Raw genomic sequence first — 26,380 nt, 5'->3', positions numbered from 1 at the left:
TTTTGTTGAGGGAGTAATAATGTTTTGTAAAGAAAAAGTTAGATTTTATATAAAAAAAGCTGCCAGTGTTATGGCAGCGGTAAAATTATTTTTGTAGTGATTTATAATATTGACCTTTTTCAACATATTGCGTGCGAATTCGCTCCATGTCTTTACGGTCTTCCTCTGTTAATTCACGAACGACTTTCGCTGGACGACCGAAAGCTAACGTGTTTGGCGGGATTTTCTTTCCTTGTGAAACGAGGCTTCCAGCACCGATAAAGGCTCCTTCGCCAATTTCAGCGCCATCTAATATAATAGATCCCATTCCAATTAAAGCATCTTTTTTAATATGACAGCTATGTAAAATAACTTGATGCCCAACTGTAACGTCATCTTCTAAAATAAGAGGATACTGTGGACTTTGATGAAGTGTACATTGATCTTGTACATTTACCCGGTCTCCGATGATTGTTGGTGAAACATCGCCGCGTATAACTGTATTAAACCAAATACTTGATTCCTCGCCAACGGAAACATCACCTGTAATGGTAACGTAGTCAGCGATAAAAGCACTACTCGCAATTTTCGGATTTTTTTCTTTATAAGGATATATCATGTAAAGCCTTCCTTTCCTAGAGACTAGTTTCAGTGTATCAAATTATGAAAAAGAGTGAAATGGAGGAGGTTCGTATGTGGAATTACGAAGCGGAGGAAGCAAAGGCTGTAATCGTTATTGTGCACGGAGCGATGGAATATCACGGACGTTATGAAGCCGTGGCGGAAATGTGGAATTATAACGGCTACCACGTTGTGATGGGAGACCTTCCGTCACATGGAACGACTTCAAGAAATAGAGGACATATTGATTCATTTGATGAATACATAGAGGAAGTTAAATTATGGGTGAAAGAGGCAAGAAGGTATAGGTTGCCTATCTTTTTATTTGGTCATAGTATGGGTGGTCTTATCGTCATTCGTATGATGCAAGAAACGAAGAGAGAAGATGTAGATGGCATTATTTTAAGTTCGCCATGTTTAGGCGTATTAGCTGAACCTTCTGCACCGCTGCAAGCTGCCTCAAAAATATTAAATATTATCGCACCAAAATTGCAATTCGCAACGAATCTTACAGTGGAAATGTCAACTCGTAATCATGAAGTGAGAGATGCAATGGAGAATGATTCATTGTTCTTGCGCAAAGTATCAGTACGTTGGTATAGTGAATTGATTAAGTCTATTGAAATTGCCCATAAGAAAATAGATGATTTTCCAGATGTTCCGCTCTTGCTAATGCAAGCATGTGAGGATAAACTTGTAGATAAAACACGTGTCCGTACTTGGTTTGATAATGTTAAAATAAGTGATAAGGCTTTTAAAGAATGGCCGAATTGTTATCATGAGTTATTAAATGAGTATGAGCGTGATGAAATTTTGAATTATATTCAGTCATTTACTGAAATACGCATCAATAACATAATAGAAACAAATAAGTAAATTATTTGTACATTGAATAGAGGAGATGAAGGAAGAAGTGAACGTACCGAGTAATCCCATAACGCTCATGGCGAAAGTATACCGTGATGTGTTTCCGGTTGTACACCATGAGCTAGCGATGTGGAAAGAGCGTGCCTACCATATTCCGAATGATGAGCTTCATAGTCAGGCAATCGCAAGTATTGAGCATAAAACGTTTCATTGCGAAGGCGGTGGCATTTTAGCGCTATTAGCAAATGAACACCGAGAGGAATGTATTCGTTTTATCGTCGCATATCAAACGATTAGTGACTACTTAGATAATTTATGTGATCGCAGTACATCACTTGATCCAAATGATTTTGCCGCACTGCATGAATCGATGTTAATGGCATTATCACCTGAAGTAGAAGGTGGCGGTAATTATTATCGTTATCGTGATGATCAAGATGATGGTGGTTATTTAGATGAACTTGTTGAAACATGCCAAGATGTTTTAAAGAAAACGAAGCACTATGACAAAATTGCTCCTATTCTTCATGAACTTGCTTGTTATTATTGTGATTTGCAAATTCATAAACATGTGAAATTAGAAGAAAGAGAACCACGATTACAAACGTGGTTTGAAGCGCATAAAGAAAACTTACCAGAGATGAGTTGGTTTGAATTTTCAGCATGTGCTGGTTCTACACTTGGAATCTTCTGCCTTGTGGCATATGCCTTTCATGATGAATTACATGATGAAGATATTGCGAAAATTAGACAAGGGTACTTCCCTTACGTACAAGGACTTCATATTTTACTTGATTATTTCATTGATCAAGAAGAAGACCGTATAGGCGGAGATTTAAATTTCTGTAGTTATTACGAAAACGAGCAAGCTATATTAGATCGTATGAAACACTTTGTAGAAGAAGCAGAGAAGAGCATTGGTGATTTGCCTCATGCAAAGTTTCATCGTCTCATAAGCCGAGGGTTACTTGGTATTTATTTATCAGACCAAAAAGTATCAGCACAAAAGAATATGCACAAAATGGCACGGCGCATTGTAAAATACGGTGGTCTCACTTCACGATTCTTCTATTGGAACGGGAAGATGTACCGAAAGAAAACGGCGCAGTGATGAAGAAAACCACTCATGTAGAGTGGTTTTTTGTTATAATATGGTAAAGGTGGTGGCGGAAATGAAGAGATTGTTTCAAAAGCTATATGACCATATTGAGGTTATATTACTCGTGCTACTTTCCATTTCATTTGTAACAGGAACGTATATGATGATGAATAAAGCCGGTGGTCCTACAATGATGGATTACGTAGCCCAAGTTATTATTGCATTGATTATTATAGTAGATATTGTCTTTTTAATAAGTGGTAGAAAAAAAGAAAATAGTAAATAAAAAAGCATTTGTACACGAGAGTACAAATGCTTTTTATTATGATCGTATTTTTGAAAATACATATATAAGAAGTTCAATCACAAAAATAGCTAAAACAGATAGTCCGAATAAAGGCATGATAGCGCCTAGTATAACCATCATGATAAAGAAAACGGCTATGCTTTTCTTATCTCTTTGCTTTGGCGGTGCTGCTAATTTTCCTTTCGGCTTTCTTGCTAACCACATTTTTATTCCGTAATAAATGAGAAGTAATAAAGATAATGTCGTTAGTAAGCATAATATTTTATTTGGCCATCCGAATAAATGACCTTCATGAAGCGGGATACCGTAAGTGAACCATTGTGCAAATAAGCCATAATCACGATAGTCCGTTTTTGAAATGAGTTCCCCGCTATATTGATCAAAGTAAGCTGTTATTTCCTCATTTGGTGCAACATGCATACCTGTAATACCAGAACCGCTTGATTTCGAAACGGTGAATACACCTTTCGGATCAGCTGGTAGTGAAATAACATATGGCTTCTTTATTTCAATTCCTTTTTGTAATTCATCGACAGAAATTGCTTTCGGTTCATTCGAATTCGATTCAGGAGGAGCTTCTTTTCTAGTTGCCCACGGCAATTCTTTTACCTTTGATTCAGGCGGTGCCATATACAACTTTGGATATCCGATTGATTCATTCGACGCTGCGATTTTATAAATTTGGTTGCCCATAAATCCTGACCACGGCAATCCAGATGCGACTAGCAGAACGAGAGGAATTGTAAATATAATACCGATAAAAGAATGACGTCGTTTTGCTTTTTCTCGCTTATTGGATGCCGGTGTGTTTTTGAACTGGCGAATACTCATATACAACCCAGTCACAATTAAGAAGATTGTCCAACATGCCGCAAGTTCTACAATATAGTTAACGACAGTGCCACCAACTAAAAGAGAACTATGTAATTCCCTCATGATATTGGCAAATGTTTCACTTGCATTTTGATCCCCAACAATTTGATTATTGCTATCTAAATACACATACTTTTGTTGTCCAGTATACTCATTTGCAATCGTAAGTCTCGTATTATAATCCCCATTAAACTCACTAATTTTCGCCACACTATAATGTGGATATTTTTTCTCTGTTAAGGAAATAGAATCAGCCATTGAGATAGATTCTGTTTGAGCACTCTTCCCAAAATATAAATCTTTATAGATGAAATCTTCAACTTCCTCTCGAAATAAATACCCAATTCCGCTTAGTGATAACGTAATAAGAAGCGGCGTAATAAAAAGCCCAGCATAAAAATGCCAACGCCAAAAAATGTAATGAAGCGAACGATTTACTTTCATACTTTCAGTTCCCCTAACCTTCCCTATATGAATAACTACTTATTTAATATAGCGAGATTAAGTGTGATTACTTTGAAAGAATTGTGAAGAAAGTTAAAAGTTTTGGGGATTTTTATGGGTGAGACATACAATACGCAATGCAAAGCTTAGTTGAATGAATTAGCTCTTCATTTCCTTTTTGTAGCCTAATTTGAAGTGCCTTTTGAAAATAAGTAAGGGCGGTTTGGAAGTCACCCTCATCTAATTTGCTTTTTCCATAATGTTGGTAGAAAAAATCTTCATAAGCGGGTAAGTCTGGTAGTGTTTGTAGAAGTTCGGCAAAGATTGTATTTGCAGCAGAAAAATTTCTTTCCCAATGATATGTATGTGCGAGACGAAGTTTGTTAATAAAAAGCCCTTGGATGTTGTCTGTTTGTGTGTAATATTCAATGGCCTTCTGTAAGTAATACTTACTGTCAGAAAGGTTGCCAGTGATTCGTTCATAAACACCGATTAATCCGCAGTTTTTCCCATATAATGGTCCTTCATGTAAATCCTCTTTCAAAAATACAATCCCTTGCTTCATTTCAGCAAGGGATAAAGGTTTTTCTCTAAGGTTTTCATCAAACGTGTATCCCATTTCAAAAGGTATATTCATTTGGCCCCCCGTATATTTTCTACATACATCTTAACAATCGCTTTCGCAAGACATTGAGAGGAATCAACAAAATCCTCACTCGCCACCACATTCAAATCGGTACATGCGATAATGGCAGTATCTACTTCATCTCTCAATTGTAAAACGAGCGCATTCCACAATTCGCGAGCTTCTTCAACCTCTCCAGATTTAATACAAGAAATGATTTGACTAATCATTTCTTGCCATTTTTCATGATGAATGTATTCTATATTACGCTTTGCAATCCCATCTTGGTAAATACCAGCTTGAACAGTTGCTTCTGTTGCGAGAAGAGCGACTCTTTTTACGTTTTTAGGAATTGCTTGTAACGTTTCATCGGCTATATTTAAAATCGGGATAGAAAGAGATTGCTGTAATTCTTCAAAATAAAGATGCGCTGTATTACACGGCATAGCGATAAATTCTACGCCAGTACTTTCGAGTTTTTGTGCCCCTTCAATAATCGCTTTTTTCATCGCTTCGTGATCAATAGGGCGATCCATATAAAATGGTGTTGGGCACGAATAAATCATCATATTAGGAAAGTCCATATCATGCTTTGCTCCGTATATTGTTTGGCACTTTGCTACAACTGTATCGACGAATGGACCAGTTGATTTTGGTCCCATTCCTGCTAGTATTCCGATCATTGTTTCGTCTCCTTTAATATGTAATTAAAAACGTTTTTTGCGAACGATAAACAGAAATAAGGTAAATAATAAAAATGAATATACGATAGCCCAAGCTGTGAGCCATAGCGTGTGAGTCAGTATATTATATTTGTATTGTCCAAGCATTAGAAAGCTTTCGACAGGTGGTAAAAACCATAGTAACTCTTTTTTAAACCGGATAGATGCAATCGTTATAAGCAATATAAATGTAAGGCTAAGCCAAGCAGTGCCTGCTTTTTGAATCGTATTTCTAGTAAATAATGTTGCGATTGAAATTCCTAGTATAGAGAAAGACATGTGAGAGAGAAATCCGACTAGAAATAAAGAAACTGTCATTTTCTCATTAAACATTTGCAAAATAATGGGATAGATTACGGATATAAAAGATAATACAGTACAAATGAGAAGAGCCGTAATATATTTACCAACGTATAATGCGGAAATATTATTTGTATGTGAAATAGTGATTTGCTCTTGTACAGGATCTTCGGTATGAAAAATTGTGATTGTAATCCAGGCGGATAATAAATAAAGTGCGAGTGCTGTTTCTAAATATGTCGGTACAATAGGAGTCGGTTTATATGCATATACAAAAAGTAAGCTCATGAAGTACATCGCAATAGGAGGGACGTACTTATACGATTTTGTATAGTCGAGAAAGTGATAACGAATAAGAGCAAACATAATAAACCTTCTTTCGATTTAAAAGTTAGGTTGTAGCAGTGTGATAGATGCTTTTTTATGTAATAAAAACTGAAGTATGTCATTTGTATATTCTTTTTCGATGTGCAATTGAATAAGGTTTTGATTTGAATTGTGTGCAACGTGTATAAAACCGGATTGTTTTTGTAGTTCTATCGCTGAAAATGTTTCGTGAACGATTGCTTCAATATAGACTTGTTCTGCCCCTTTTTGTACAGGGATATTTTCCACAATTGTATGATTTGCTAACGTCACAATTCTATCGGCGAAGTTTTCTAATAGTTGTTTTTCGTGACATGTGAAGAGTATAGATATGCCTTGTTGTTTTAATGAGAGTAAAATATGTTCTAATTCTTGCTGAGAGTTAGGATCGAGCCCAGAAAGCGGTTCGTCTAAAATTAATAAATGGACGTCCGTAAGTAATGCTTGCATAATACCTGTTTTTTGTCTCATGCCTTTTGAAAAGTTTCGTACAACGGAATGCCTTGCATAATGTAAATGGAAAGACTCAAGGAGCATCGGAATTTTATCTTTTACATATTTTGTTGATAAACCGTGAATGCGGCCGAGATGATATAGATAATCCTCTAATGTAAAACGAATTCCTTCAGGAAAATGTTCAGGTACATAGCCGATTTGTATATGTTCTTTTCTTTGAAGTGTCCCTGCTGTAGGTAAAATAAATCCTGCAATTATTTTGAGCAGAGTACTTTTTCCAGTCCCGTTCCCGCCAATAATAGCGAGTGCTTCTCCTTCTGGAATGGATAAATCAATGTTGTCTAGTATAAGTGATTTGCCATACTTCTTTTGAATTCCTCTTAGTTCTACTAACAAACTTCTATCCTTCTTTCTTCAAATAGTGTATATATCCATTATATAGGAGAATAACAAAAAGACGTGCAATGAGTGCACGTCTTTTTTTGTTATGTTTTGTCGAACAATCGATATATCCGAGAAATCGTTGATATATTACCCCGCATTAACGGGCAGTAAAACTCCCATCTTAAAATTCGGGTGGAGCAAAGAAGTTAGGTGGGAGATAAACTGCCCATAAATGCCCGATTGGTTCAACTAATAATCAGTGGGGGATTCCCCCCACTGATTAAAGTTTCACTTTATCGTTTCTCAATCGCCACAATAAATGGCGGGTTATTTTGCTGGTTAATGAAGCCATATCGCAGTACGTGAGCTTGTTTTTGGTCTAGTTCTTCGGCAAATTTGAGAACAGCGTCGCGTTCTACTTGTCCTTCTGGATGTCCGTGGTAAATAACAAGGACGATGATACCTTCAGGTGCCATTATTTCTAATAATTGTTCGATTGCTGAAATTGTTGAGTTCGGTTTTGTAACGATATGCTTGTCTCCGCCTGGAAGGTAACCTAAGTTGAAGATAGCGCCTGTTACTTTTCCTTTTGCATCTTGTGGTAGTACGGATAGAAGTGTATCGTGACTATCGTGAACTAAAACAGTGCGTTCGAAAAGTTCTTTTTCTTTTAGACGAGTTGTAGAGCTTTCAATTGCCTCTTTTTGAATATCAAATCCAAATACTTTTCCGTTATCGCCAACGATTTCAGCTAGGAAGCAAGTGTCATGACCGTTTCCTAAAGTTGCATCTACAGCGTAATCGCCTTCTTTTACTGCCGTTTGCAAGAGAGTGCGAGCAAACGGTAATACACGTTCTAATTTCATTTTTGTTTCTCCTCATTTGCATATTTTCCTTGCCAGCTTCCGCGGCGTACAAATTCTGCATCGATGGAATTTAATACTTCCCATTTATTTAAGCTCCACATTGGACCAATCATTAAATCCGGTGGACCGTCACCTGTGATACGGTGCACAATTATGTCTTCTGGAATCATTTCAAGCTGGTCAACAACGAGACTTACGTAATCTTCAAGAGAAAGGAATTCTAGTTGTCCTTTTTCATATTGCTTCACCATTGGCGTTCCTTTTAATAAATGAAGTAAATGAATTTTAATTCCTTGTACATCAAGCTTCGCTACTTCACGAGCTGTTTCCATCATCATGTCGTAATCTTCCAGAGGAAGACCGTTAATAATATGAGAACAAACTCGAATGCCGTGCTTACGTAATTTATTTACGCCTTCCACATAAGACGGATAATCGTGAGCGCGATTAATAAGGTTTGCAGTACGTTCATGAACAGTTTGTAGTCCGAGTTCAACCCAAAGATACGTACGTTTATTTAAGTCCGCTAAATATGCAACGACATCGTCCGGTAAACAATCTGGACGAGTTGCGATAGAAAGACCGACAACGTCTTTTTCAGCTAGAAGCGGTTCGAATTTTTCTTTTAACACGTCAAGTGGTGCATGTGTATTTGTGTACGCCTGGAAATAAGCGATACATTTTCCGTCTTTCCACTTTGAGCGCATTTTTTCTTTCATTTCATGATATTGCGTTATAACATCATCGCGGCGATCACCAGCGAAGTCACCAGATCCAGCAGCACTGCAAAATGTACAACCGCCATAAGCAACTGTACCGTCACGGTTCGGACAATCGAAGCCAGCATCTAATGATACTTTAAAGATTTTTTCACCAAATTCATTTCGTAAATGGTAATTCCATGTATGATAACGTTTATTGTCGTTTGTATATGGAAAAGGGTTTTGAACCTTCATTACTTTCCCTCCTAAGCCGAGTCAAAATGAAACAAAATCCATTATAACATACTCATAAGGTTCATATGGAAGGGACACACTAAAGGGGAATTGAAGCAAGGAGGGACAATTATGGCAGAGCGTCAATCACTTGAATCGTATATTACACAAGCGGAACAAGCGGTGGAATATGCGAAAGAACAATTAGACCAAGGTATGAGACAAGAGCATTACAATACGATGGAGTATTCAGATGCGCAGTTGCAATTGGAACAAGCATATAACGATTTACAAACGATGCAACAACATGCGAATGATGAGCAACGTGAGCAGTTAAATAGAGCACGTATGGCAATTCGCCAATTGCAACATCAAATGATTATTACACCGCACTAATAAGGAGTGAATGTAATGGCGAAACGTTCAGATCAAAATAATCCAGAGCAAAAAACGCAAAATGGACATAACGCTGAGTTTTCAAATGAACTTGATCCAGTTGTGCAAGTAAAACAGCGTAACAGTAAAAAAGGACAACCTCAAAAATCGAAGCAATCAGAGTAGACCAGGTCGCAATATGACCTGGTTTTATTTTGCTATATGACAATAATGTAAGATTTCTGTAAGGTTTGTCGATAGTTGTAAGCTTACTTTTCCAGTAGAGTAAGGGAGGATTAAATTTTGGACAAGGAGTTGCTTTATGGGGAACAATATTACAAACAAACGAATTGATGAGTTAGATTATATTCGTGGCTTCGCACTACTGGGGATTATTTTAGTAAATATTCTTGCACTACTTAACATTAAAATTCCAGATCCTAATACAGTGGATGCTAGCTATCAAAGGTTTTTATACTTGTTTGTAGAAGGTCGTTTTTTCTCAATCTTCTCATTCTTATTTGGAGTGGGATTCTATATCTTTATCTCTAGAGCAATTGCAAAGGGCAAAAATGGATATGTTTTATTTTTACGCCGCTTAGTTGCACTATTCATTTTCGGTTTGATTCATCAAATGTTTCAACCCGGAGAGGCATTAGCGTTATATGCAATTTGCGGATTAATCGTTTTACCGTTTTATAAAGCGAAAAAAGAAGTGAACCTAGTACTAGGGCTTATTTTGACAATTACCTTCAGTATAATGGGAGCGAAAGAATTTTTACCGCTAGGTCTAATTTTATTAGGGCTTGCTGCAGGACAATATCGTGTATTTGAAAATCTTGCGCAAAATATAAAGAAAGTCGCTATTTTTACAGGTATTATGTTTGTTTTAAGTGTCATAGCTGTATGGTATCAATATGGGCACGTTCCTGCTGAACCATTTATAAATGGGATAATGGAAACTGAAGATGGAACAATGGATGCTGCAAGCCAATTTTTAAAAATAGGTATTACTGTTGGACCAATTATTTCAGCTTTCTATGTTGGAGCATTAATTTTATTACTTCAATTAAAACCAGTTCAAACATTGTTAGCGCCACTGAAATATTATGGACGTATGGCTTTAACAAATTATATCGGTCAAACTGCAATGATTTTAATCGCAGGAAGTGTATTTAATTTTGCAGGAAATTTAACTTACATGCAGACGTTATACGTATGCATTGCAATTTATGCAATTCAAATTGTGTTTAGTGTGATTTGGATGAAAATCTTTAAAATGGGTCCATTAGAATGGATTTGGCGTGTTATTACGTACTGGACGGTAACGCCTTTAAAGAAATAAAGTGAAACTTTAATCAGTGGGGGTCTTACTGCCCATTAAAGTGGGATAAAGTGAGAAGTGAGCTGTTCCTTTTGTGGAACAGCTCATTTTTATTGTCAGCTTTTGTCGATAAGTCGATATATTTTGAAAATCGCCGATATATTTGGAGTTACGGTCGATATATTTGAAAAATCGCCAATATAATTTCATTTACCGATTCAATATGTCACTAGTAGTAAAAGCCAAGCTTACAAGCAAACCTTTTTTATATTACAAAAGTGTAAGGTAATTGTAATGTTAACAAATAGCAGTTCATCTCCAAAAGGCGCAAAATAGGTAATGGAAAAACAAGCGTAGGAGGATATATATGACGAAACCAGTTGTAGACGTGAAAAACGTTCAAAAAGTGTACGGTAAAAAAGGTGAGAACCAATCACATGCATTAAAAGGTGTATCATTCTCAATTCAAGAGGGTGAGTTTGTTGGGATTATGGGACCATCTGGTTCGGGTAAAACAACATTATTAAATGTAATTTCAACGCTAGATAAAGCAACAGGCGGCGTTGTTGAAATCGCAGGAACGGATATTACAAAAATGAAGCAAGGTGAGCTGTCAGATTTCCGTTCACAAAAGTTAGGATTCATCTTCCAAGACTTTAACTTATTAGAGAACTTATCTATTTATGAAAACATCGCACTTCCATTATCTCTGCAAGGTGTCTCATCACGTAATATTGGACCGAAAGTAGAAAAGGTAGCTGATATGTTAGGCATTTCGGCAATACTTCAAAAATATCCATCTGAAGTATCTGGTGGACAGAAACAACGTTCAGCAGCAGCACGTGCTTTAGTGCATGAGCCAGCAATTATTTTAGGGGACGAGCCAACAGGAGCGCTTGATTCTAAAAATGCAGCGAGCTTACTTGATGCGATGACAAACTTAAATCAAGAGCAAGGTGTATCTATTATGATGGTTACACATGATCCGTATAGTGCAAGTTACTGTCAACGTATTTTATTCATTCAAGATGGTGAGCTATATAAAGAAATTCACCGTGGCGGTACGCGTGAAGAGTTCTATAAAGAAATTTTAGATGTACTTGCAGATTTAGGTACACAAAAAGCATAAGGAAGGAGGTTCAGGCATGTTATTTAAGCTTTCTATGTCAGGATTAAAAAGTAAGCTGAAGGACTATATTGTCTTACTTGTTGGTCTTGTCATGTCCATTTCAATTTTTTATATGTTCCAAACATTAGCGTTAAACGAAGCTTTCCTTAAAGAAAATTCTACTATTGGCCAAATTGGATTTGTATTCCAAGCAGGTTCATTTTTACTAGCCATTATAACGTTCTTCTATATTTTATATGCGAACTCTTTCTTATTATCTCTTCGTCAAAAAGAGTTTGGTATGTATATGATGTTAGGAGCAAAAAAGCATAAAGTTACATTACTTATGTTTATCGAAACAATCGTATTAGGTGCTGCGTCTCTTGCGATTGGTCTTATAGTTGGTGTAGGACTTGCAGAGGGTATCGGACAGTTGTTAATGAATCAATTAGAATTTACTGGTAAAGGATATAAAGCATTTTATTTACCATCAATGACTGTTACTTGCATCTTCTTCTTTGCACTATTTGTATTATCAGCAATTATGAACAGTATTAAGTTATCACGTATTTCTGTACTGCAACTTGTACATGCAGACGCACAAACAGAACGTGTTGCAGTAAAAGGAAAAATGACAGGTTTAGTTGCCTTCCTTGCGGTTATTTTGTTAGGAATGGGCTATGCATCAATGATTTACATGGAAAAACTAAGAGAAATGGGAATCATTATTGCATTAATTACCACAACAGCTGGTACTTACATGCTATTTGGATCACTTCTCCCGGTTATTATTAAAAAGTTAAAAAGTAATAAAAAGCGTAGTGAAAAAGGACTTAACGCTTTTACATTTGCGCAATTAAATTTCCGTATTAATAGTTTAACGAAGGTGCTTGCGACGGTAGCAATGTTAGTTGCGCTCGGAGCTGGTGCAATTTCAGGCGGTATGGCGTTTAAAAATAACGTTATAAAAATGGTTGATGGATTTGAAATTTATGATTCAGTAGTTCATAATCCAACGGCTGAAGAAAAGAAAATTTTAAATGGTATTACATTTAAAGAGAAAAATGAATATCGTTACAAAATCGATGATAAATACGTTTACTATGTAAAAGAGGATTTAGAGAAAAATCGTCCTGTAATAAGAGATATGGAAAATATGAAGTCGATGAAGGATGGCGTGAAAACGAAAAAAGTCTCAGAGGAACTACCAGTAGGTGCAGTTGCTAGAGAAATGAATGAAAAAGATGCGAATGCGAAAGAACTTCCACAAGAATGGGACGAGGCTTTCAGAACAATCCAACCATTCTATGTACATCAGGATCATGCAATTAAAATTGTAAATCAAAAAATGTACGATGAGATAAATGGTAAAGAAGGTATAGCATTTATCGGAAAAGTAGATGATTTCTTAACATATGAAAAAGAATGGAAAAAAATTGACGAGTTGCAACTAGATAAATATAAAAATGTAAAAGCTGAACAAATGAATAGTAAACATCAAATGTATGACATGTTCTACGGCTTTGCGAGCGGAACAGTATTTATGGGATTCTTCCTTGGAATTGCTTTCTTAGCGATGATGGCAAGTTGTCTCATGTTTAAAATTCTTTCAGGTGCATCAAAAGATATTACGCGTTATCAAATGCTTCGTAAAATCGGTGTGCGCCGTGAATTATTAACGAAATCGATTTATAAAGAGTTATTCTTAGTATTCTTATTCCCAGCAATTGTAGGTATTGCTCACGTATTAGTCGGTATGAATATTTTCGGATTTATTTTAATCGATCCGTACTTCCGTATTTGGGTACCAATCGTAATTTTCGTAGTTATTTACACGATTTATTACGTCATTACCGTTCAATTGTATAAAGGAATTGTTCTTCCGAAAGAAGATTAGTAAAAAACCGAGCGAAACTGCTCGGTTTTTATTATTTTCAGAAAAAAACACTTTAATGTTACTGAAATATATAATATAATATAAGTAAGTAACATAATATAAAAGTAGAAGCAGCTGGAAAATGAAAGGAGGAATCCGATCTGTAGAAAGAGGCTGAACTTGTATCCCCCTATTATTCCTACCCCTACTGTATTTGCACAATTATAAATTTCCAAACCTAAAAGTATATTGTAAAAATAATGGATAATACATGGAAATCTCATAGCGTGATAAGGTAAAATGGACAACATGATGAGAAAATTACCGTTCATAAGATGAGGAGAATACATGTATGGAAGTTGTAGAGGCATTAAAAGATATAAGCCAAATTGAGGCTATGAAAAAGTATTTAAAAGAGCACTCACAGCGAGATTATCTTTTATTTGTTATTGGAATTAACACAGGATTAAAGATTACTGAGCTACTTAGTATGAAATTTGAAGAGGTATTACATGAAGATGGAACTGTTAAAGAGTTTTATTCTCTTCCTGTGAAAGATGAAAAGTTTAAACAAGATATTTATTTAAATACAAAAGTAAAAGAAGCACTTTTAGAGTATGTACAATCTATTGATGTGAAAAGAGAAAACTACGTATTTCAATCGAATAAAACGAAAAATTCAATTACGCGTCAACAAGCGTATCGTGTAATTCATAATGCTGCTGAAGCGGTTGGGATTGTTGGAAAGATTGGAACGAACTCAATGAGAAAAACATTTGGATTTCACGCGTATAAAAGGGGAATAGCAATTGCGCTATTGCAAAAGCATTTCCATCACGCGACACCTTCAGAGACATTAAAGTATTTGGGAATCTCAAAAGATGAAGAATTTAAAACAGAGATTGATGTAGATTTGTAAAAGCCGTAACTAAAAAACTTTAGGAGGCGGGAATTATGAATATTAGAGAGAGTGAACTACCGGGCATTGGATGTAAGTTTGAAGTAATTACAAAAGGCAATGAAAAGCTGGTTATTGTAATTCATGATGATGGCCGAAGAGAAATGTATCATTTTGATGCGGATCATGATGAGAGTATTTCAAGCATTTCTCTTCGTGATTCTGAAGCGAGACAAATTGCGGCTATATTAGGCGGAATGGTATATAGACCACAAGCGTTAGACACGATTGAGATGGCTTTTGAAGGATTATCAATTGAATGGTTTAAGGTGGAAAATCATGCACCAGTCGTACAAAAAACAATTGGTAGCTTACATGTCAGAAAAACATATAACGTAACGATTATTGCTATTTTAAAAAAGAATATGAAGAAATTCTTTAATCCAGGTCCAGACTCTATTATTGAAGCTGGCGATATGCTCGTGTTATCGGGTGAAAGACATGAAGTGAAAAGAATTATTAATGAATTGCTTTCATCAGGAGGTGATTCATAATCGATGGATACTTTAATCTTTGAAGTTGGAACTGCGTTAGTATTAGTAGCTTTTGCAGCTATCCTCGCTGCGAAGTTAAAGTTCTCGATTATTCCGTTTCTCATTATACTCGGTATGTTAGTGGGGCCTCATGCCCCCGATTTAGGACTTATCGATTTAAGGTTTATTGAAAGCGGAGAAGTTATTTCCTTCCTCGGCCGTGTTGGCGTCATATTCCTCCTATTCTATTTAGGCTTAGAATTCTCAATAAAAAAATTAATTAAATCAGGAAAATCAATTGCTTTTGGGGGGACTGTCCACATATCACTTAATTTCATATTAGGTTTGCTTTATGGCTATGTGATGGGCTTCCCCCTATTAGAGACGTTAATTATTGCTGGAATCATTACAATTTCATCGAGTGCAATTGTTGCAAAAGTAATTGTTGATTTAAGAAGATCTGGTAATAAAGAGACTGAATTAATATTAGGAATCATCATGTTTGATGATATTTTTTTAGCTGTATATTTATCAGTCGTTTCAGGGTTAGTACTCGGTGGTGCCACATCATTTGTAGGTGCTCTTACATCGGTGTTAATCGCAGTAGGGTATATGCTACTATTCTTTGTAATCGCTAGAAAAGCTACGCCGTTCTTAAATAAAATATTAGATATTTCCTCAAATGAAATTTTTATTATCGTAATATTCGCTATTTTATTCTTCGTAGCAGGATTTTCCGAAACGATTCATGTCGCTGAGGCAATTGGAGCGTTATTGTTAGGACTCGTCTTTTCTGAAACAGAGCATAGCGATCGAATTGAGAAGCTCGTCGTCCCATTCCGTGATTTCTTTGGAGCCATATTCTTTTTCAGCTTCGGTTTAAGCATAGACCCGTTTTCGCTTGGAGGAGCAGTCTGGTTGGCATTAGGAGCAGTTTTCATTACTCTAATCTGCAATTTTACTGCTGGAATGATTGCAGGACGTAAAGCCGGGTTATCCCATAAGGCTTCTACGAATATAGGTTTAACACTCGTATCACGCGGGGAATTTTCTATTATTGTAGCGAATATCGGCATTGCCGGTGGCTTAATGGCAGCGATTAAACCGTTCTCTGCTTTATATGTTTTAATATTGGCATCGTTAGGACCGTTATTAACGAAGGAGTCTGGGAGAATATACTCTCTATTAGATAAGGTGTTTAAATGGAGTGCGAAAGAACGTGCAAAGCGAGAAAAGGAAGTTGGATAGTATAAATAAGGGGAGGCTGCATGAACTTCATGTAATCTCCTCTTTTTTTTATTGTTACTGCTGTCGTTTTTTGTCGGTAAGTCAATATATCTTAATAGTCGCTGATATATTTCGAGAATCGCCGATATATTTTCAAACAGCAATCATATAATTTCATTTACCGACAAACCATTATCTGAATTTCATCAACTATTAATCAGTTGCCTTCCTATTTAAAAACGACTACAATTTTACTGTTATATATATGAACGAAAAAAATAGAATAGGAGGGGAGACTATGCCAAGGAAAGTATGGCTATTAGTAGCTGGGATGATTATTAATGTCACGGGTGCTTCTTTTTTATGGCCTTTTAATACAATTTATTTGCATGATCACCTAGGAAAATCTTTATCTGTGGCCGGAATGGTATTAATGATCAACTCGCTTACTGGTGTAATCGGAAACTTGCTCGGCGGTGTTTTATTTGATAAATGGGGCGGTTATAAATCAACTTTAGTAGGAATTGTGATTACACTCGTATCGATTTTAGGTCTTGTGTTCTTCCACGGTTGGCCTTTATACGTTGTGTGGCTAGCGTTAATCGGTTTTGGTTCTGGAATGGTCTTCCCATCGATGTACGCGATGGTTGGTACGGTTTGGCCAGAGGGCGGAAGACGAGCATTTAATGCGATGTATGTTGGACAAAATGTTGGGATTGCAATCGGAACAGCATGTGGTGGATTAGTTGCATCGTATCGTTTTGACTATATTTTCTTAGCAAACTTTATTTTATACTTTGTTTTCTTTCTGATTGCTTTTATTGGATTCCGTGGTATGGAAGACAAAAAAGAGCCAGGAGTGCAAAAAGAAACCGAAATGAAAAAAGGTTGGTCGCTTACACCTGGATTCAAAGCACTTCTTATCGTATGTGTAGCATATGCTTTATGCTGGGTTACATACGTACAGTGGCAAGGGGCGATCGCAACACATATGCAAGAATTAAACATTAGCCTTCGTCACTATAGTTTATTATGGACGATAAACGGAGCGATGATCGTTTGTGCACAGCCACTAGTTAGTATGCTAATTCGCTGGATGAAACGTTCTTTAAAACAACAAATTATAATCGGAATCATCATTTTTGCGGCGTCATTCATTGTATTAAGTCAAGCGCAGCAATTTACGATGTTCCTTGTTGCGATGGTAACACTAACAATTGGTGAGTTATTCGTATGGCCAGCAGTTCCAACGATTGCAAATATACTTGCGCCAAAAGATAAGTTAGGGTTTTATCAAGGTGTTGTAAATAGTGCAGCGACTGTAGGGAAAATGTTCGGGCCAGTCGTTGGCGGAGCAATTGTTGATTTATATAATATGGAAGTATTGTTTATAGCAATCATGGTAATGCTTGTAGTAGCGCTTATCGCAACGAGTATGTATGATAAACGAGTAAAAGTAGAAGAAACAGTTGAAGAAAAAATTGCAGTTTAGTTTGACGGAACATGTTCACATGTTTTAGAATATATTTAAATAAAACAACCTTTAGAACAAGGGAGATAGCTCGGCTGTCTTAAGACGAATTCGTTAGTTATTAAAAGTAACGATTAACCGAGAAGCCCCGCTTTAAGTAAGCTCTTTAGAGATACTAAGCGAAGGGTAGTTCACTTAACTCATATTTGTAATAACAGTGAGAAGGAGTAGTAGTAATAGAAGCTGGTTTAGAGAGTTGACGGTCGGTGCAAGTCAATCCACGTTTCGTTATGAACTCGCCTTTGAGTTGCAGTTGTGAAACTAATAGTAGCAATTGCCGTTAATCCACGTTACGGATCTAAGCGAATGTATATTTTTACATTAATTTAGGGTGGTACCGCGGGAATCTATAACCTCTCGTCCCTTTCTAGGGATGAGAGGTTTTTTGTATTTTGGGCGGTGAAAATAAATAGAATTTCAAGGAGGGTATCTCATGAGCTTTAATCATCAAGAAATTGAGAAGAAGTGGCAAGGGTACTGGGAAGAGAATAAAACATTCCGTACGCCAGATGAGACAGAAAAACCAAAATTTTATGCACTAGATATGTTCCCATATCCATCAGGTGCAGGCTTACACGTAGGACATCCGGAAGGTTATACAGCGACAGATATTTTATCTCGTATGAAGCGTATGCAAGGATATAACGTTCTTCATCCAATGGGATGGGATGCATTCGGTCTTCCAGCAGAGCAATATGCACTTGATACTGGAAACAGCCCAGCTGAATTTACAGAGCATAATATTAATACATTCCGTAACCAAATTAAATCATTAGGTTTCTCTTACGATTGGGACCGTGAAGTAAATACAACAGATCCAAACTACTACAAGTGGACACAATGGATCTTCCTAAAACTATTTGAAAAAGGCTTAGCTTACGTTGATGAAGTACCTGTAAACTGGTGCCCAGCACTTGGTACAGTACTTGCAAACGAAGAAATCATTGACGGTAAGAGTGAGCGCGGTGGACATCCAGTTGAGCGTCGTCCGATGAGACAGTGGATGTTAAAAATTACAGCTTACGGAGATCGTCTATTAGAAGATCTAGATGAGCTTGATTGGCCAGAAAGCTTAAAAGATATGCAACGTAACTGGATTGGTCGTTCTGAAGGTGCCGAAGTACACTTCAACATCGATGGTACAGACGAGAAGTTCACAGTTTTCACAACGCGTCCTGATACATTATTCGGTGCAAGCTACTGCGTACTTGCTCCGGAACATGCACTTGTTGCTGATATTACAACTGCTGAACAAAAAGAAGCTGTAGAAGCTTACATTAATTCTGTAAAAATGAAGAGTGATTTAGAGCGTACAGAACTTGCGAAAGAGAAAACTGGTGTATTCACTGGTGCTTACGCAGTTAACCCAGTAAATGGTGAGAAGTTACCAATCTGGATCGCTGATTACGTTCTTGCAACTTACGGAACAGGTGCTGTAATGGCAGTTCCAGCTCATGATGAGCGTGACTATGAATTCGCATCAACGTTCAATCTTCCAATGAAGGAAGTTGTAAAAGGCGGAGACATTACGAAAGAAGCATACACAGGTGATGGTGCACACGTAAACTCAGCATTCCTTGATGGTTTAAATAAAGAAGAAGCAATCGCAAAAATGATTGAATGGCTTGAAGTAACGAGCGCAGGAAATCAAAAAGTAACGTACCGTCTACGTGACTGGTTATTCAGCCGTCAACGTTACTGGGGCGAGCCAATTCCAGTAATCCACTGGGAAGATGGCACAATGACAGCTGTGAAAGAAGAAGAATTACCATTAGTTCTTCCGAAAACAGAAAACATCCGTCCTTCAGGTACAGGTGAATCACCACTTGCTAACATTGACGAGTGGGTAAATGTTGTTGATCCTGAAACTGGTAAAAAAGGTCGTCGTGAAACAAACACAATGCCACAATGGGCTGGTAGCTGCTGGTACTACCTACGTTACATCGATCCAAACAATAGCGAAGCACTTGTAGATCCTGAAAAAGTAAAACAATGGCTTCCAGTTGATATTTATATCGGCGGAGCAGAACACGCTGTACTTCACTTACTATATGCTCGTTTCTGGCATAAAGTATTATACGATATTGGTGTAGTTCCAACGAAAGAGCCGTTCCAACAATTATTCAACCAAGGTATGATTCTAGGTGAAAACAACGAGAAAATGAGTAAATCAAAAGGTAACGTTGTAAACCCTGATGATATCGTAGCAAGCCACGGGGCAGATACACTTCGTCTATACGAAATGTTCATGGGACCATTAGATGCTTCAATTGCTTGGTCTGAAAATGGTCTTGACGGAGCTCGTCGTTTCCTAGACCGCGTATGGCGTCTATTCGTTCAAGATAACGGTGAATTAAGTGAGAAAATTACTGATGCACCAAATAAAGAGCTTGAAAAAGCTTACCATCAAACAGTGAAGAAAGTAACAGAAGACTATGCAGAGCTTCGCTTTAACACAGCGATTTCTCAAATGATGGTATTCATCAACGATGCATACAAAGCTGAAACACTTCCGAAAGAATATGTAGAAGGATTCGTAAAAATGATTGCACCAGTTGCACCTCACATTGGGGAAGAGCTATGGAGCAAACTTGGATACAATGAAACAATCACATATGCAAGCTGGCCAACATTTGATGAGTCTAAACTTGTAGAAGATGAAGTTGAAATCGTTGTTCAAGTTATGGGTAAAGTTCGCGCAAAACTAACAATGAGTAAAGACGCATCAAAAGAAGAAATGGAACAACTTGCACTTGAAGCAATTAAGGACCAAATTGAAGGTAAAACAGTTCGTAAAGTAATTGTAGTTCCTGGAAAACTTGTTAATGTTGTTGCAAACTAATTCATTCTAAATAAAAGCTCAGAGTATGTATACTCTGAGCTTTTTTGTGTAGAAAATAATCTCTGGATCACCTTAGTGTAAGTTTTCAATTATTCCATTACGTACAAATAAAAGAGCGGAATTCCCATACAGACAAACACCTATTTTTCTATAGGAAATATGATAGAAAAGGTAGGCTAAATTGAGTAGAAGAGGTGAAAGGAATGAAAGGGATGGACAATAATGCACCACATGGTTTTTTCGGAGGTGGTTCGGATAGTTATGAACAAATGATGTTAATGGGAGGAGCTGGCCAACAAGGATACGGTAGTATTCCGAGCTGGATGGGCGGAGCAGCAGGAGGTTTTCCGACATCGGTAGCTGGTATGCAAACTGGAATGCCTACATTAATGGGAGGCTTTTCGACATCAGGGGCTGGAATGCCTACAGTAACAGGAGGATTTCCAACATCGGTAGCTGGCGTACAGACAGGAATTCCAGTAGGGGTACCAACTACATTCCCATCTTTCGTTGGAGGAGTACAAACAGGATTTCCGGTACCGGGAGTAGGTGTTGTGGCAGGCGGAGTAGGTGGTTATCCGCAAGCTGTTCATGGTCATCATGTACATCACCATCACCAAGGCCAACACGGCCACCATGTACATCATCATCACCAAGGTCAGCACGGTCATCAAGGTCATCACCATCACCAAGGTCAGCACGGTCATCAAGGTCATCACCATCACCAAGGTCAGCACGGTCATCAAGGTCATCACCATCACCAAGGCCAACACGGCCACCATGTACATCATCACCAACAACAAGTACATCACCACGGTCAACACCACATTCATCCGCAAGCTGTTCTTTATCAAACACATCAAGGCCACCAGCACGGTCACCATAGTCAGCATCACCATCAAGGTCAGCACGGTCACCATGGCCAGCATCACCATCAAGGTCAGCACGGTCAGCACGGTCATCATGGCCAACATGGTCATCAAGGTCAACAACACCAACAACACCAACAGTATCAACAGTATCAACAACAACAATCTTCTCCTTGGACAGGTGGAATGGGGGCAGGAGGGGCAGCGGCAGGAGCAGCTAGCATTGGTGGAGCAGCAGGGCATGCTGGACACGTGGGTCATTAATGAGCCAAAAGAAAAAAGACATAATAAAAAACTGCTAGGAAATCCTAGCAGTTTTTTTCAGCTTCTTGGCGTTGACGTTCGATTTCAGCACGAAGTTGTGGCTCTGGTGCTTGCCAGCCTTCAGGTTTTAGAATTTTGCCGTCGCCTTCGCGGAATCTTGGTTTCCCATCAGGGAATAGTTTTGCCATGTTTGCATTATTTACAATTTCGAATCCTTTATCAGGACGTACGCCCATTTCGGCAAACGTGCCGAATGCAAAGTAAATAAGGTCAATCAGTGCATCGTATTGATCTTCAACAGTCGTTGCTTCTAGAAATTCTTCTAGCTCTTCTTGCATAAAACTCGCACGGATTTTTGCGCGCTCTTCTGCTAATTTTGTTGGAGTATTTGTCACAGGATGTCCGAATACTTCGTGCATTTTCGCAACAAGTTCGTACCCTTTATCTAAACCTTTTTCGTTTGTCATGTTGTTTCATCCTTTCTCGCTTTGTGCCGAATCCCATTGTAACATAAGGTGATTATGAAATGAAAAGAACATCTTATAGAAAATAAGATGCTCGCCTGTTATTCTTCTTTCTTAATTAAAATGGATAAAATAAGATCGATGCCAAATATACCAACGAGTAACATAGGGATAACGACAAGTAAATAACGTGTGAAGGAAACATTTTTTAAATATGTATGAGCAAATAAAAAGACGCCGAGAAATAAAATACCATTTAAAATAGGCTTTACTAATTTTTTAGACATAAGCTCCCCCATAAATATCTTCTCTCTCTATCTAAAATAAAAACTCCTCTTTCCGTTGTATCATGCTGGAGAGAGGAGTTCAATCATTTCTCATTCAATTACACCAGAATTTGTAATATTTACGGTGTATTTTATAGTAACTGGAACATCTTTGTACATTTGTCTCCACTCTTCTAATTTGAATGGGCGATAATGTTGCTTATATTTAGCACCTAGCCCGAGAGGATCGACGCCTAAAGACTTAAGTTGCTTAATTAACTTAGCAGCTTGTTTATCTAATTGTTTTTGAACATTTTTTTCAATGTTTTTTGTGTTCTTGTTATTTTCTAAGTTAATTTGCTTTGATAGTTCTTGAATACGTGCATCAAGATGAACGTGAATGAAAAAAGAAGGCTTCCCGTTTTTAATTTTTATATCGTAAGTTGGAACAGAACGAATATTATTAATCATTACATACGCAGAATCTGTTTTAAATTCATGTGAATCTAATTTATGTTTCTCTAATAGTCCTTTAAATATGAACATATCTTTTTCCGCAATTTTACCGATATATTTATCCTTTTTAAAAAGGCCAATTCCGGTAATTTTTATTTTATCACCATGCTTCTTTAGAATGGGAATATAGTAGTCTTGCCCTTCTTGATAATAACGGAATGCTCCTACATGGAGATTATCAGTTGGTAAAGGACCGGTCTCCATATTATGTTCTAGCAACTTTTTTATATAAATTGCAACGTTGTATGAAGTCGAATATTTGCCTTTTAAAAGTTCAGTACCATTCCCCTCTAATAAACCAACATATAAAGCGTTCCCTATGTTTACATCTCGAAGTAATGTATCGAATGAAGTAGACATTCCTTTTTTTGCAAGTCTGATCGTATATAGAGCGACACGCATTTGCCCGCTAGCAAAAGGTTGAGAAGACTCTAAAGATGTGTTTGCTTTTACTTGTTTTACCGCATTTGCAGTTCCTTCAAAAACTTGAACTTTATTTCCCTTTTTTTGAACCGGACAAACGAATGTTACTTTTACTTTATTATCTTTTGCTGCATCAAAAACTGTTCCTTGAATCAGCTGTACATCGTCGATAATATTTTTTTGTAAACATCCAGTTAGACTGAATAATGTTATACAAGAAATAAGTATTAATTTGCTTGTGCTTTTGATTTTTTCCATTTTCTTTTCACCCACACAATAATAAATAGGATTGGGATGTATACATAAATGAGCCAAAAACTAACCTTTGATACATTACTAATAAAGTTATTAATATCTTGTCTGTTTGTTAAAAGTTGTGAAACAATGAGAGTGATAAAGATAAAAGCGATTAAAACACCCCTTTGTTTTACACGGAATATTTCGTGAGTTGCTCTCATTGACGCCCATAAAGGGAGGATAAAACTTGAAATAATAACGAGTGCATAGCCTGAAATTGCAATATATTCGAGTCTTTCTATAAATGGTAATTGAATGACTTGGGTCATAGAAAGTTGTGCCCATATCGTTTTTAACAATTGTTTTTCACTAAAAAATGCAAAGGCTAAAAGGGTGCTAAATAAATATAGAAGATTTGAAAATAGTGCTCCAAGCTGAGCGTATTTATGAGATTGCATAGGCTTTTTCACAAATGGATATACCATGAGGTAAATCTCAAAACCGGTCATACTGTAGATTGACAGTTGAGCGGATTTTAAAATGTCTGAAAAAGAATGTGTGAATATAGGTAGTAAATTATCCCAATGTGAATATTTCAAAACGAATAAGCTTAGAAATAAATATCCTAATGTACCACCAACAGAGATGACGCAAATACCGGTAATTACACGAAATCCAGAAGAGATAATGTAATAGCTAACTAAGCACAAAAAGAGTGTTAACATAAAGGTGGAAGCGGTAGGAAACATCCATACTTGAATAATTTCGACATACGTTCGAATAACCGAAATACTGACGATTAAAAAATAAGCTGCAAAGATGATATTAAAGACATTCCCTATCCACTTTCCAAACGTTTGCCTTTGTAAATCAATTAAATTTCCATTTGTTTCTTTTAATAAAAAATACATCATCCATATAAGGAGATGGATACAGAGTCCTGTGATTAGAACGCCCATCCATCCGTCGTATCCAGCGGCCTTTGCGATGATTCGAGCGAAGCCGAGAACGCCAGCACCGAACTGTGCACCGTGAATTAAGAAGAAAACGAAGATAGGAGATATTTGATATTTTTCTTGAACTTTACTCATCGAATGCACCTCATTTCTTAATCATCAAAGTCCGATCTATGTTTTGTTGAAATTCCTTTCGCTGCTTTTTTTACATGTTGTGGTCTTGCTTGTACATCTCTTGTATCAATCATTGTTAAAGGGAAACGAATCCAAGAATCTTTAACAGATTGTTGTCTTGTTGGGTAGAACAAAGCGTATGGCTTGCGTAAAGAAGTAAGTCTAAATAGATGCGTAAATAAGAAGATAAATCCAAGAGAAATCCCGAAAAGTCCTCCTATTTCTGCAAATATGAGAAATGGGAAGCGTAGTAATCGAACCGCATTACCCATTTTATAAATAGGTGTAATAAAGGAAGCGAGTGCTGATAAGGCAACGATAATTAATAAAATATTACTCGTTAAACCAGCTTGTACAGATGCTTGCCCGATTACGATACCGCCTACAATACCGAGCGTTTGACCAACTTTCATCGGTAACCTCGCGCCAGCTTCCCTCAGTAAGTCGATTGCAAGTTCTAAAAAGAGTGCTTCAATTAAAGGCGGGAATGGTACTTGTGCTCTTGATAAAATTAAAGTTTCAAGTAAATCACTTGGAATGAGTTCATAATGATAATTTAAAACTGCAACGTATAACGGTGTAGCACAAATTGAAAATAGAACGGCAATTAATCTTAAAATCCTTGAAAATGTAGCGTACATCCAGGAGACGTTGTAGTCTTCTGGTGAAATAAAAAAATCGAAATAGGATACAGGTGTTAGTAAAACACTTGGAGAACCGTCCACAAAAATAGCGATTTTACCATCGATTAGTGCTTTTGTAACTCTATCAGTGCGTTCTGTATTGATATAGAGAGGGAAAATCGATTTTTCTCCCATCAATTCTTGTATATAAGCGCTATCATTAATTTGATCATATTCAAGAGCACGTAAAGACTCCTCTAGAAAATCAACATTATCTTTTTCAGCGAGGTTGTCTAAATACATCATGACAACTTTTGTTTTGGAAAACTCACCGATAATCATCTCTTTTGTTTGTAAATCTAAAACAGGAAGACGTTTTCGTACTAAATTTATGTTTGTATCAATATCCTCTACAAAACCTTCTTGCGGACCAATAACAGTCGATTCGTTTAAAGGAGGAGTTGGCGCACGATAATTATCAATTGCAATATTTGCGAGCATACATTTTTGATCTTGTTGATTTACTTGAACAATCGCATGCCCTTTTAAAACCATGTCTTCAATTTTTTGTAAATCGTTCGTAATTGTAATGCCGCTCATCGGAATATGTTCCTTCAGCTCTTCTAGTGATGCATTAGGTCGTTCTAAAAGAGTGGGCATTAAATATTTTTGTAATTTCTCTCCATCAAGCGAAGGACGATAGTAAGAAATCCAATAAGGCATCGTTTCGTCGTCGGATGTATGATAATTCACAAAATCACTAGACTTTTTCAGCTTCTCTATTAAATTTTGTAGAGAATGGATACGGTCTTTTTCTGGTTTCGTAAAATCATAAATACTATTACCTTTAGAGTTTTGCTGCTGTTGCCCTTGATCTGAGTTGTTTTGTTTAGAGTGTTGTTGTTGATTCTGCTCCGAGTTGTCTTGCTTAGAGTGTTGCTGTTGCCCTTGCTCCGAGCTGTTTTGTTTAGAGTTTTGCTGTTGTCCTTGCTCTGATTTGTGTTGATTCGAGTGTTGATCCTGATCCGAG

At 37.0% G+C, this 26,380-nt stretch carries 27 protein-coding genes and 1 other annotated feature; of the genes, 14 read left to right on the top strand and 13 right to left on the bottom strand.

From position 1 onward, the window contains the following. Positions 1–85: 85 nt before the first annotated feature. Positions 86–598, bottom strand: coding sequence for a gamma carbonic anhydrase (locus AC0NJG_RS24160; protein ID WP_000640209.1), 513 nt, complete (start codon positions 596–598; stop codon positions 86–88). A gap of 74 nt (positions 599–672) precedes the next feature. Between AC0NJG_RS24160 and AC0NJG_RS24155 the strand changes: the two genes are divergently transcribed. Genes AC0NJG_RS24155 through AC0NJG_RS24145 form a run of 3 tightly spaced genes read left to right on the top strand, consistent with a single transcriptional unit; the run spans position 673 to position 2,852 of the window. After that, entirely contained in the window at positions 673–1,476 is an 804-nt protein-coding gene (locus tag AC0NJG_RS24155) for a lysophospholipase (RefSeq protein WP_474063543.1), read from the top strand. 37 nt (positions 1,477–1,513) lie between these two features. Further along, positions 1,514–2,578, top strand: a complete 1,065-nt coding sequence (locus AC0NJG_RS24150; protein WP_001102455.1) for a tetraprenyl-beta-curcumene synthase family protein — start codon at positions 1,514–1,516, stop codon at positions 2,576–2,578. A 40-nt stretch (positions 2,579–2,618) separates the two neighbouring features. After that, positions 2,619–2,852, top strand: coding sequence for a hypothetical protein (locus AC0NJG_RS24145; RefSeq protein WP_140421175.1), 234 nt, complete (start codon positions 2,619–2,621; stop codon positions 2,850–2,852). Between the two features lie 36 nt (positions 2,853–2,888). Here AC0NJG_RS24145 and AC0NJG_RS24140 read toward each other — a convergent pair whose 3' ends face one another. The 7 genes from AC0NJG_RS24140 to mnmL all read right to left on the bottom strand — a co-directional run bounded on the left by AC0NJG_RS24140 (position 2,889) and on the right by mnmL (position 8,865). Further along, entirely contained in the window at positions 2,889–4,190 is a 1,302-nt protein-coding gene (locus AC0NJG_RS24140; protein WP_308901975.1) for a PepSY-associated TM helix domain-containing protein, read from the bottom strand. A 112-nt stretch (positions 4,191–4,302) separates the two neighbouring features. Beyond that, complete coding sequence (locus AC0NJG_RS24135; protein ID WP_087954033.1) at positions 4,303–4,827, bottom strand: tetratricopeptide repeat protein; 525 nt, start codon at positions 4,825–4,827, stop codon at positions 4,303–4,305. Then, positions 4,824–5,498, bottom strand: a complete 675-nt coding sequence (locus tag AC0NJG_RS24130; protein WP_087954034.1) for an aspartate/glutamate racemase family protein — start codon at positions 5,496–5,498, stop codon at positions 4,824–4,826. The genes AC0NJG_RS24135 and AC0NJG_RS24130 overlap by 4 nt, the downstream gene beginning before the upstream one ends. 24 nt (positions 5,499–5,522) lie before the next feature. Next, entirely contained in the window at positions 5,523–6,203 is a 681-nt protein-coding gene (locus AC0NJG_RS24125; RefSeq protein WP_088326674.1) for an ABC transporter permease, read from the bottom strand. 18 nt (positions 6,204–6,221) lie between these two features. Next, entirely contained in the window at positions 6,222–7,055 is an 834-nt protein-coding gene (locus tag AC0NJG_RS24120; protein WP_474063542.1) for an ABC transporter ATP-binding protein, read from the bottom strand. A 281-nt stretch (positions 7,056–7,336) separates the two neighbouring features. Next, positions 7,337–7,909 carry a tRNA 5-(aminomethyl)-2-thiouridylate-methyltransferase MnmM gene (gene mnmM / locus AC0NJG_RS24115; RefSeq protein WP_474063541.1) on the bottom strand — a complete coding sequence of 191 codons (573 nt, stop codon included), beginning with the start codon at positions 7,907–7,909 and terminating at the stop codon, positions 7,337–7,339. Further along, the gene (mnmL, locus tag AC0NJG_RS24110) at positions 7,906–8,865 is read right to left on the bottom strand and encodes a tRNA modification radical SAM protein MnmL/YtqA (protein ID WP_087954038.1); all 960 of its coding nucleotides are present in this window, start codon (positions 8,863–8,865) and stop codon (positions 7,906–7,908) included. Before mnmL ends, mnmM begins: the two co-directional genes overlap by 4 nt. 111 nt (positions 8,866–8,976) lie before the next feature. Between mnmL and AC0NJG_RS24105 the strand changes: the two genes are divergently transcribed. From AC0NJG_RS24105 to AC0NJG_RS24055, 11 genes are all read left to right on the top strand, one after another. After that, complete coding sequence (locus AC0NJG_RS24105) at positions 8,977–9,240, top strand: YtzC family protein (protein WP_000840869.1); 264 nt, start codon at positions 8,977–8,979, stop codon at positions 9,238–9,240. A gap of 15 nt (positions 9,241–9,255) precedes the next feature. Further along, the gene (locus AC0NJG_RS24100; RefSeq protein WP_001129344.1) at positions 9,256–9,405 is read left to right on the top strand and encodes a hypothetical protein; all 150 of its coding nucleotides are present in this window, start codon (positions 9,256–9,258) and stop codon (positions 9,403–9,405) included. Between the two features lie 136 nt (positions 9,406–9,541). Next, positions 9,542–10,564, top strand: coding sequence for a DUF418 domain-containing protein (locus AC0NJG_RS24095; RefSeq protein ID WP_087954039.1), 1,023 nt, complete (start codon positions 9,542–9,544; stop codon positions 10,562–10,564). Between the two features lie 346 nt (positions 10,565–10,910). Further along, positions 10,911–11,672, top strand: a complete 762-nt coding sequence (locus AC0NJG_RS24090; protein ID WP_029440190.1) for an ABC transporter ATP-binding protein — start codon at positions 10,911–10,913, stop codon at positions 11,670–11,672. 16 nt (positions 11,673–11,688) lie between these two features. Further along, the gene (locus AC0NJG_RS24085; RefSeq protein WP_087995859.1) at positions 11,689–13,548 is read left to right on the top strand and encodes an FtsX-like permease family protein; all 1,860 of its coding nucleotides are present in this window, start codon (positions 11,689–11,691) and stop codon (positions 13,546–13,548) included. Positions 13,549–13,879: 331 nt separating this feature from the next. Beyond that, positions 13,880–14,446 carry a tyrosine-type recombinase/integrase gene (locus AC0NJG_RS24080; protein ID WP_000454216.1) on the top strand — a complete coding sequence of 189 codons (567 nt, stop codon included), beginning with the start codon at positions 13,880–13,882 and terminating at the stop codon, positions 14,444–14,446. Positions 14,447–14,481: 35 nt separating this feature from the next. Then, positions 14,482–14,979: a cation:proton antiporter regulatory subunit gene (locus AC0NJG_RS24075; protein WP_074620071.1), complete on the top strand. Its 498-nt coding sequence runs from the start codon at positions 14,482–14,484 to the stop codon at positions 14,977–14,979. A 3-nt stretch (positions 14,980–14,982) separates the two neighbouring features. Then, entirely contained in the window at positions 14,983–16,206 is a 1,224-nt protein-coding gene (locus tag AC0NJG_RS24070; protein WP_143881606.1) for a cation:proton antiporter, read from the top strand. Positions 16,207–16,483: 277 nt separating this feature from the next. After that, positions 16,484–17,677, top strand: coding sequence for an MDR family MFS transporter (locus tag AC0NJG_RS24065; protein ID WP_087954041.1), 1,194 nt, complete (start codon positions 16,484–16,486; stop codon positions 17,675–17,677). 187 nt (positions 17,678–17,864) lie between these two features. After that, positions 17,865–18,084, top strand: a binding site (T-box leader). 65 nt (positions 18,085–18,149) lie between these two features. Beyond that, positions 18,150–20,558 carry a leucine--tRNA ligase gene (leuS, locus tag AC0NJG_RS24060; protein ID WP_087995861.1) on the top strand — a complete coding sequence of 803 codons (2,409 nt, stop codon included), beginning with the start codon at positions 18,150–18,152 and terminating at the stop codon, positions 20,556–20,558. A 203-nt stretch (positions 20,559–20,761) separates the two neighbouring features. Continuing rightward, complete coding sequence (locus tag AC0NJG_RS24055; RefSeq protein WP_143881605.1) at positions 20,762–21,691, top strand: hypothetical protein; 930 nt, start codon at positions 20,762–20,764, stop codon at positions 21,689–21,691. Between the two features lie 44 nt (positions 21,692–21,735). Here the strand turns inward: AC0NJG_RS24055 and AC0NJG_RS24050 are convergent, their stop codons facing one another. The 5 genes from AC0NJG_RS24050 to AC0NJG_RS24030 form a co-directional block, all read right to left on the bottom strand. Next, positions 21,736–22,158 (bottom strand): pyrophosphohydrolase domain-containing protein, encoded by a 423-nt coding sequence (locus tag AC0NJG_RS24050; RefSeq protein WP_000180552.1) that lies wholly within the window; start codon positions 22,156–22,158, stop codon positions 21,736–21,738. Positions 22,159–22,256: 98 nt separating this feature from the next. Next, on the bottom strand, positions 22,257–22,442 hold the full coding sequence (locus AC0NJG_RS24045) for a hypothetical protein (protein WP_000038779.1): 186 nt from the start codon (positions 22,440–22,442) through the stop codon (positions 22,257–22,259). 90 nt (positions 22,443–22,532) lie between these two features. After that, positions 22,533–23,618, bottom strand: coding sequence for a spore germination protein GerHC (gene gerHC / locus AC0NJG_RS24040; protein ID WP_087995863.1), 1,086 nt, complete (start codon positions 23,616–23,618; stop codon positions 22,533–22,535). Then, the gene (locus AC0NJG_RS24035) at positions 23,588–24,688 is read right to left on the bottom strand and encodes a spore germination protein (RefSeq protein WP_087954045.1); all 1,101 of its coding nucleotides are present in this window, start codon (positions 24,686–24,688) and stop codon (positions 23,588–23,590) included. Before AC0NJG_RS24035 ends, gerHC begins: the two co-directional genes overlap by 31 nt. Before the next feature lie 17 nt (positions 24,689–24,705). Further along, on the bottom strand, positions 24,706–26,380 hold a 1,675-nt coding region (locus AC0NJG_RS24030), incomplete at its 5' end, for a spore germination protein (protein ID WP_474063540.1).

It is taken from the genome of Bacillus sp. SSR7 (assembly GCF_055902415.1).
The sequence above is the reverse complement of the archived record's forward strand: the minus strand, read 5'-3'. Positions and strand labels throughout refer to the sequence as shown.

What these genes read in the sequence shown, in the direction of transcription:
- AC0NJG_RS24160 (WP_000640209.1), bottom strand. Translation starts at nt 598, where the DNA reads ATGATATATCCTTATAAAGAAAAAAATCCGAAAATTGCGAGTAGTGCT.
- AC0NJG_RS24155 (WP_474063543.1), top strand. Translation starts at nt 673, where the DNA reads ATGTGGAATTACGAAGCGGAGGAAGCAAAGGCTGTAATCGTTATTGTG.
- AC0NJG_RS24145 (WP_140421175.1), top strand. Translation starts at nt 2,619, where the DNA reads ATGGTAAAGGTGGTGGCGGAAATGAAGAGATTGTTTCAAAAGCTATAT.
- AC0NJG_RS24140 (WP_308901975.1), bottom strand. Translation starts at nt 4,190, where the DNA reads ATGAAAGTAAATCGTTCGCTTCATTACATTTTTTGGCGTTGGCATTTT.
- AC0NJG_RS24135 (WP_087954033.1), bottom strand. Translation starts at nt 4,827, where the DNA reads ATGAATATACCTTTTGAAATGGGATACACGTTTGATGAAAACCTTAGA.
- AC0NJG_RS24130 (WP_087954034.1), bottom strand. Translation starts at nt 5,498, where the DNA reads ATGATCGGAATACTAGCAGGAATGGGACCAAAATCAACTGGTCCATTC.
- AC0NJG_RS24125 (WP_088326674.1), bottom strand. Translation starts at nt 6,203, where the DNA reads ATGTTTGCTCTTATTCGTTATCACTTTCTCGACTATACAAAATCGTAT.
- mnmM (WP_474063541.1), bottom strand. Translation starts at nt 7,909, where the DNA reads ATGAAATTAGAACGTGTATTACCGTTTGCTCGCACTCTCTTGCAAACG.
- mnmL (WP_087954038.1), bottom strand. Translation starts at nt 8,865, where the DNA reads ATGAAGGTTCAAAACCCTTTTCCATATACAAACGACAATAAACGTTAT.
- AC0NJG_RS24105 (WP_000840869.1), top strand. Translation starts at nt 8,977, where the DNA reads ATGGCAGAGCGTCAATCACTTGAATCGTATATTACACAAGCGGAACAA.
- AC0NJG_RS24100 (WP_001129344.1), top strand. Translation starts at nt 9,256, where the DNA reads ATGGCGAAACGTTCAGATCAAAATAATCCAGAGCAAAAAACGCAAAAT.
- AC0NJG_RS24095 (WP_087954039.1), top strand. Translation starts at nt 9,542, where the DNA reads ATGGGGAACAATATTACAAACAAACGAATTGATGAGTTAGATTATATT.
- AC0NJG_RS24090 (WP_029440190.1), top strand. Translation starts at nt 10,911, where the DNA reads ATGACGAAACCAGTTGTAGACGTGAAAAACGTTCAAAAAGTGTACGGT.
- AC0NJG_RS24085 (WP_087995859.1), top strand. Translation starts at nt 11,689, where the DNA reads ATGTTATTTAAGCTTTCTATGTCAGGATTAAAAAGTAAGCTGAAGGAC.
- AC0NJG_RS24080 (WP_000454216.1), top strand. Translation starts at nt 13,880, where the DNA reads ATGGAAGTTGTAGAGGCATTAAAAGATATAAGCCAAATTGAGGCTATG.
- AC0NJG_RS24075 (WP_074620071.1), top strand. Translation starts at nt 14,482, where the DNA reads ATGAATATTAGAGAGAGTGAACTACCGGGCATTGGATGTAAGTTTGAA.
- AC0NJG_RS24070 (WP_143881606.1), top strand. Translation starts at nt 14,983, where the DNA reads ATGGATACTTTAATCTTTGAAGTTGGAACTGCGTTAGTATTAGTAGCT.
- AC0NJG_RS24065 (WP_087954041.1), top strand. Translation starts at nt 16,484, where the DNA reads ATGCCAAGGAAAGTATGGCTATTAGTAGCTGGGATGATTATTAATGTC.
- leuS (WP_087995861.1), top strand. Translation starts at nt 18,150, where the DNA reads ATGAGCTTTAATCATCAAGAAATTGAGAAGAAGTGGCAAGGGTACTGG.
- AC0NJG_RS24055 (WP_143881605.1), top strand. Translation starts at nt 20,762, where the DNA reads ATGAAAGGGATGGACAATAATGCACCACATGGTTTTTTCGGAGGTGGT.
- AC0NJG_RS24050 (WP_000180552.1), bottom strand. Translation starts at nt 22,158, where the DNA reads ATGACAAACGAAAAAGGTTTAGATAAAGGGTACGAACTTGTTGCGAAA.
- AC0NJG_RS24045 (WP_000038779.1), bottom strand. Translation starts at nt 22,442, where the DNA reads ATGTCTAAAAAATTAGTAAAGCCTATTTTAAATGGTATTTTATTTCTC.
- gerHC (WP_087995863.1), bottom strand. Translation starts at nt 23,618, where the DNA reads ATGGAAAAAATCAAAAGCACAAGCAAATTAATACTTATTTCTTGTATA.
- AC0NJG_RS24035 (WP_087954045.1), bottom strand. Translation starts at nt 24,688, where the DNA reads ATGAGTAAAGTTCAAGAAAAATATCAAATATCTCCTATCTTCGTTTTC.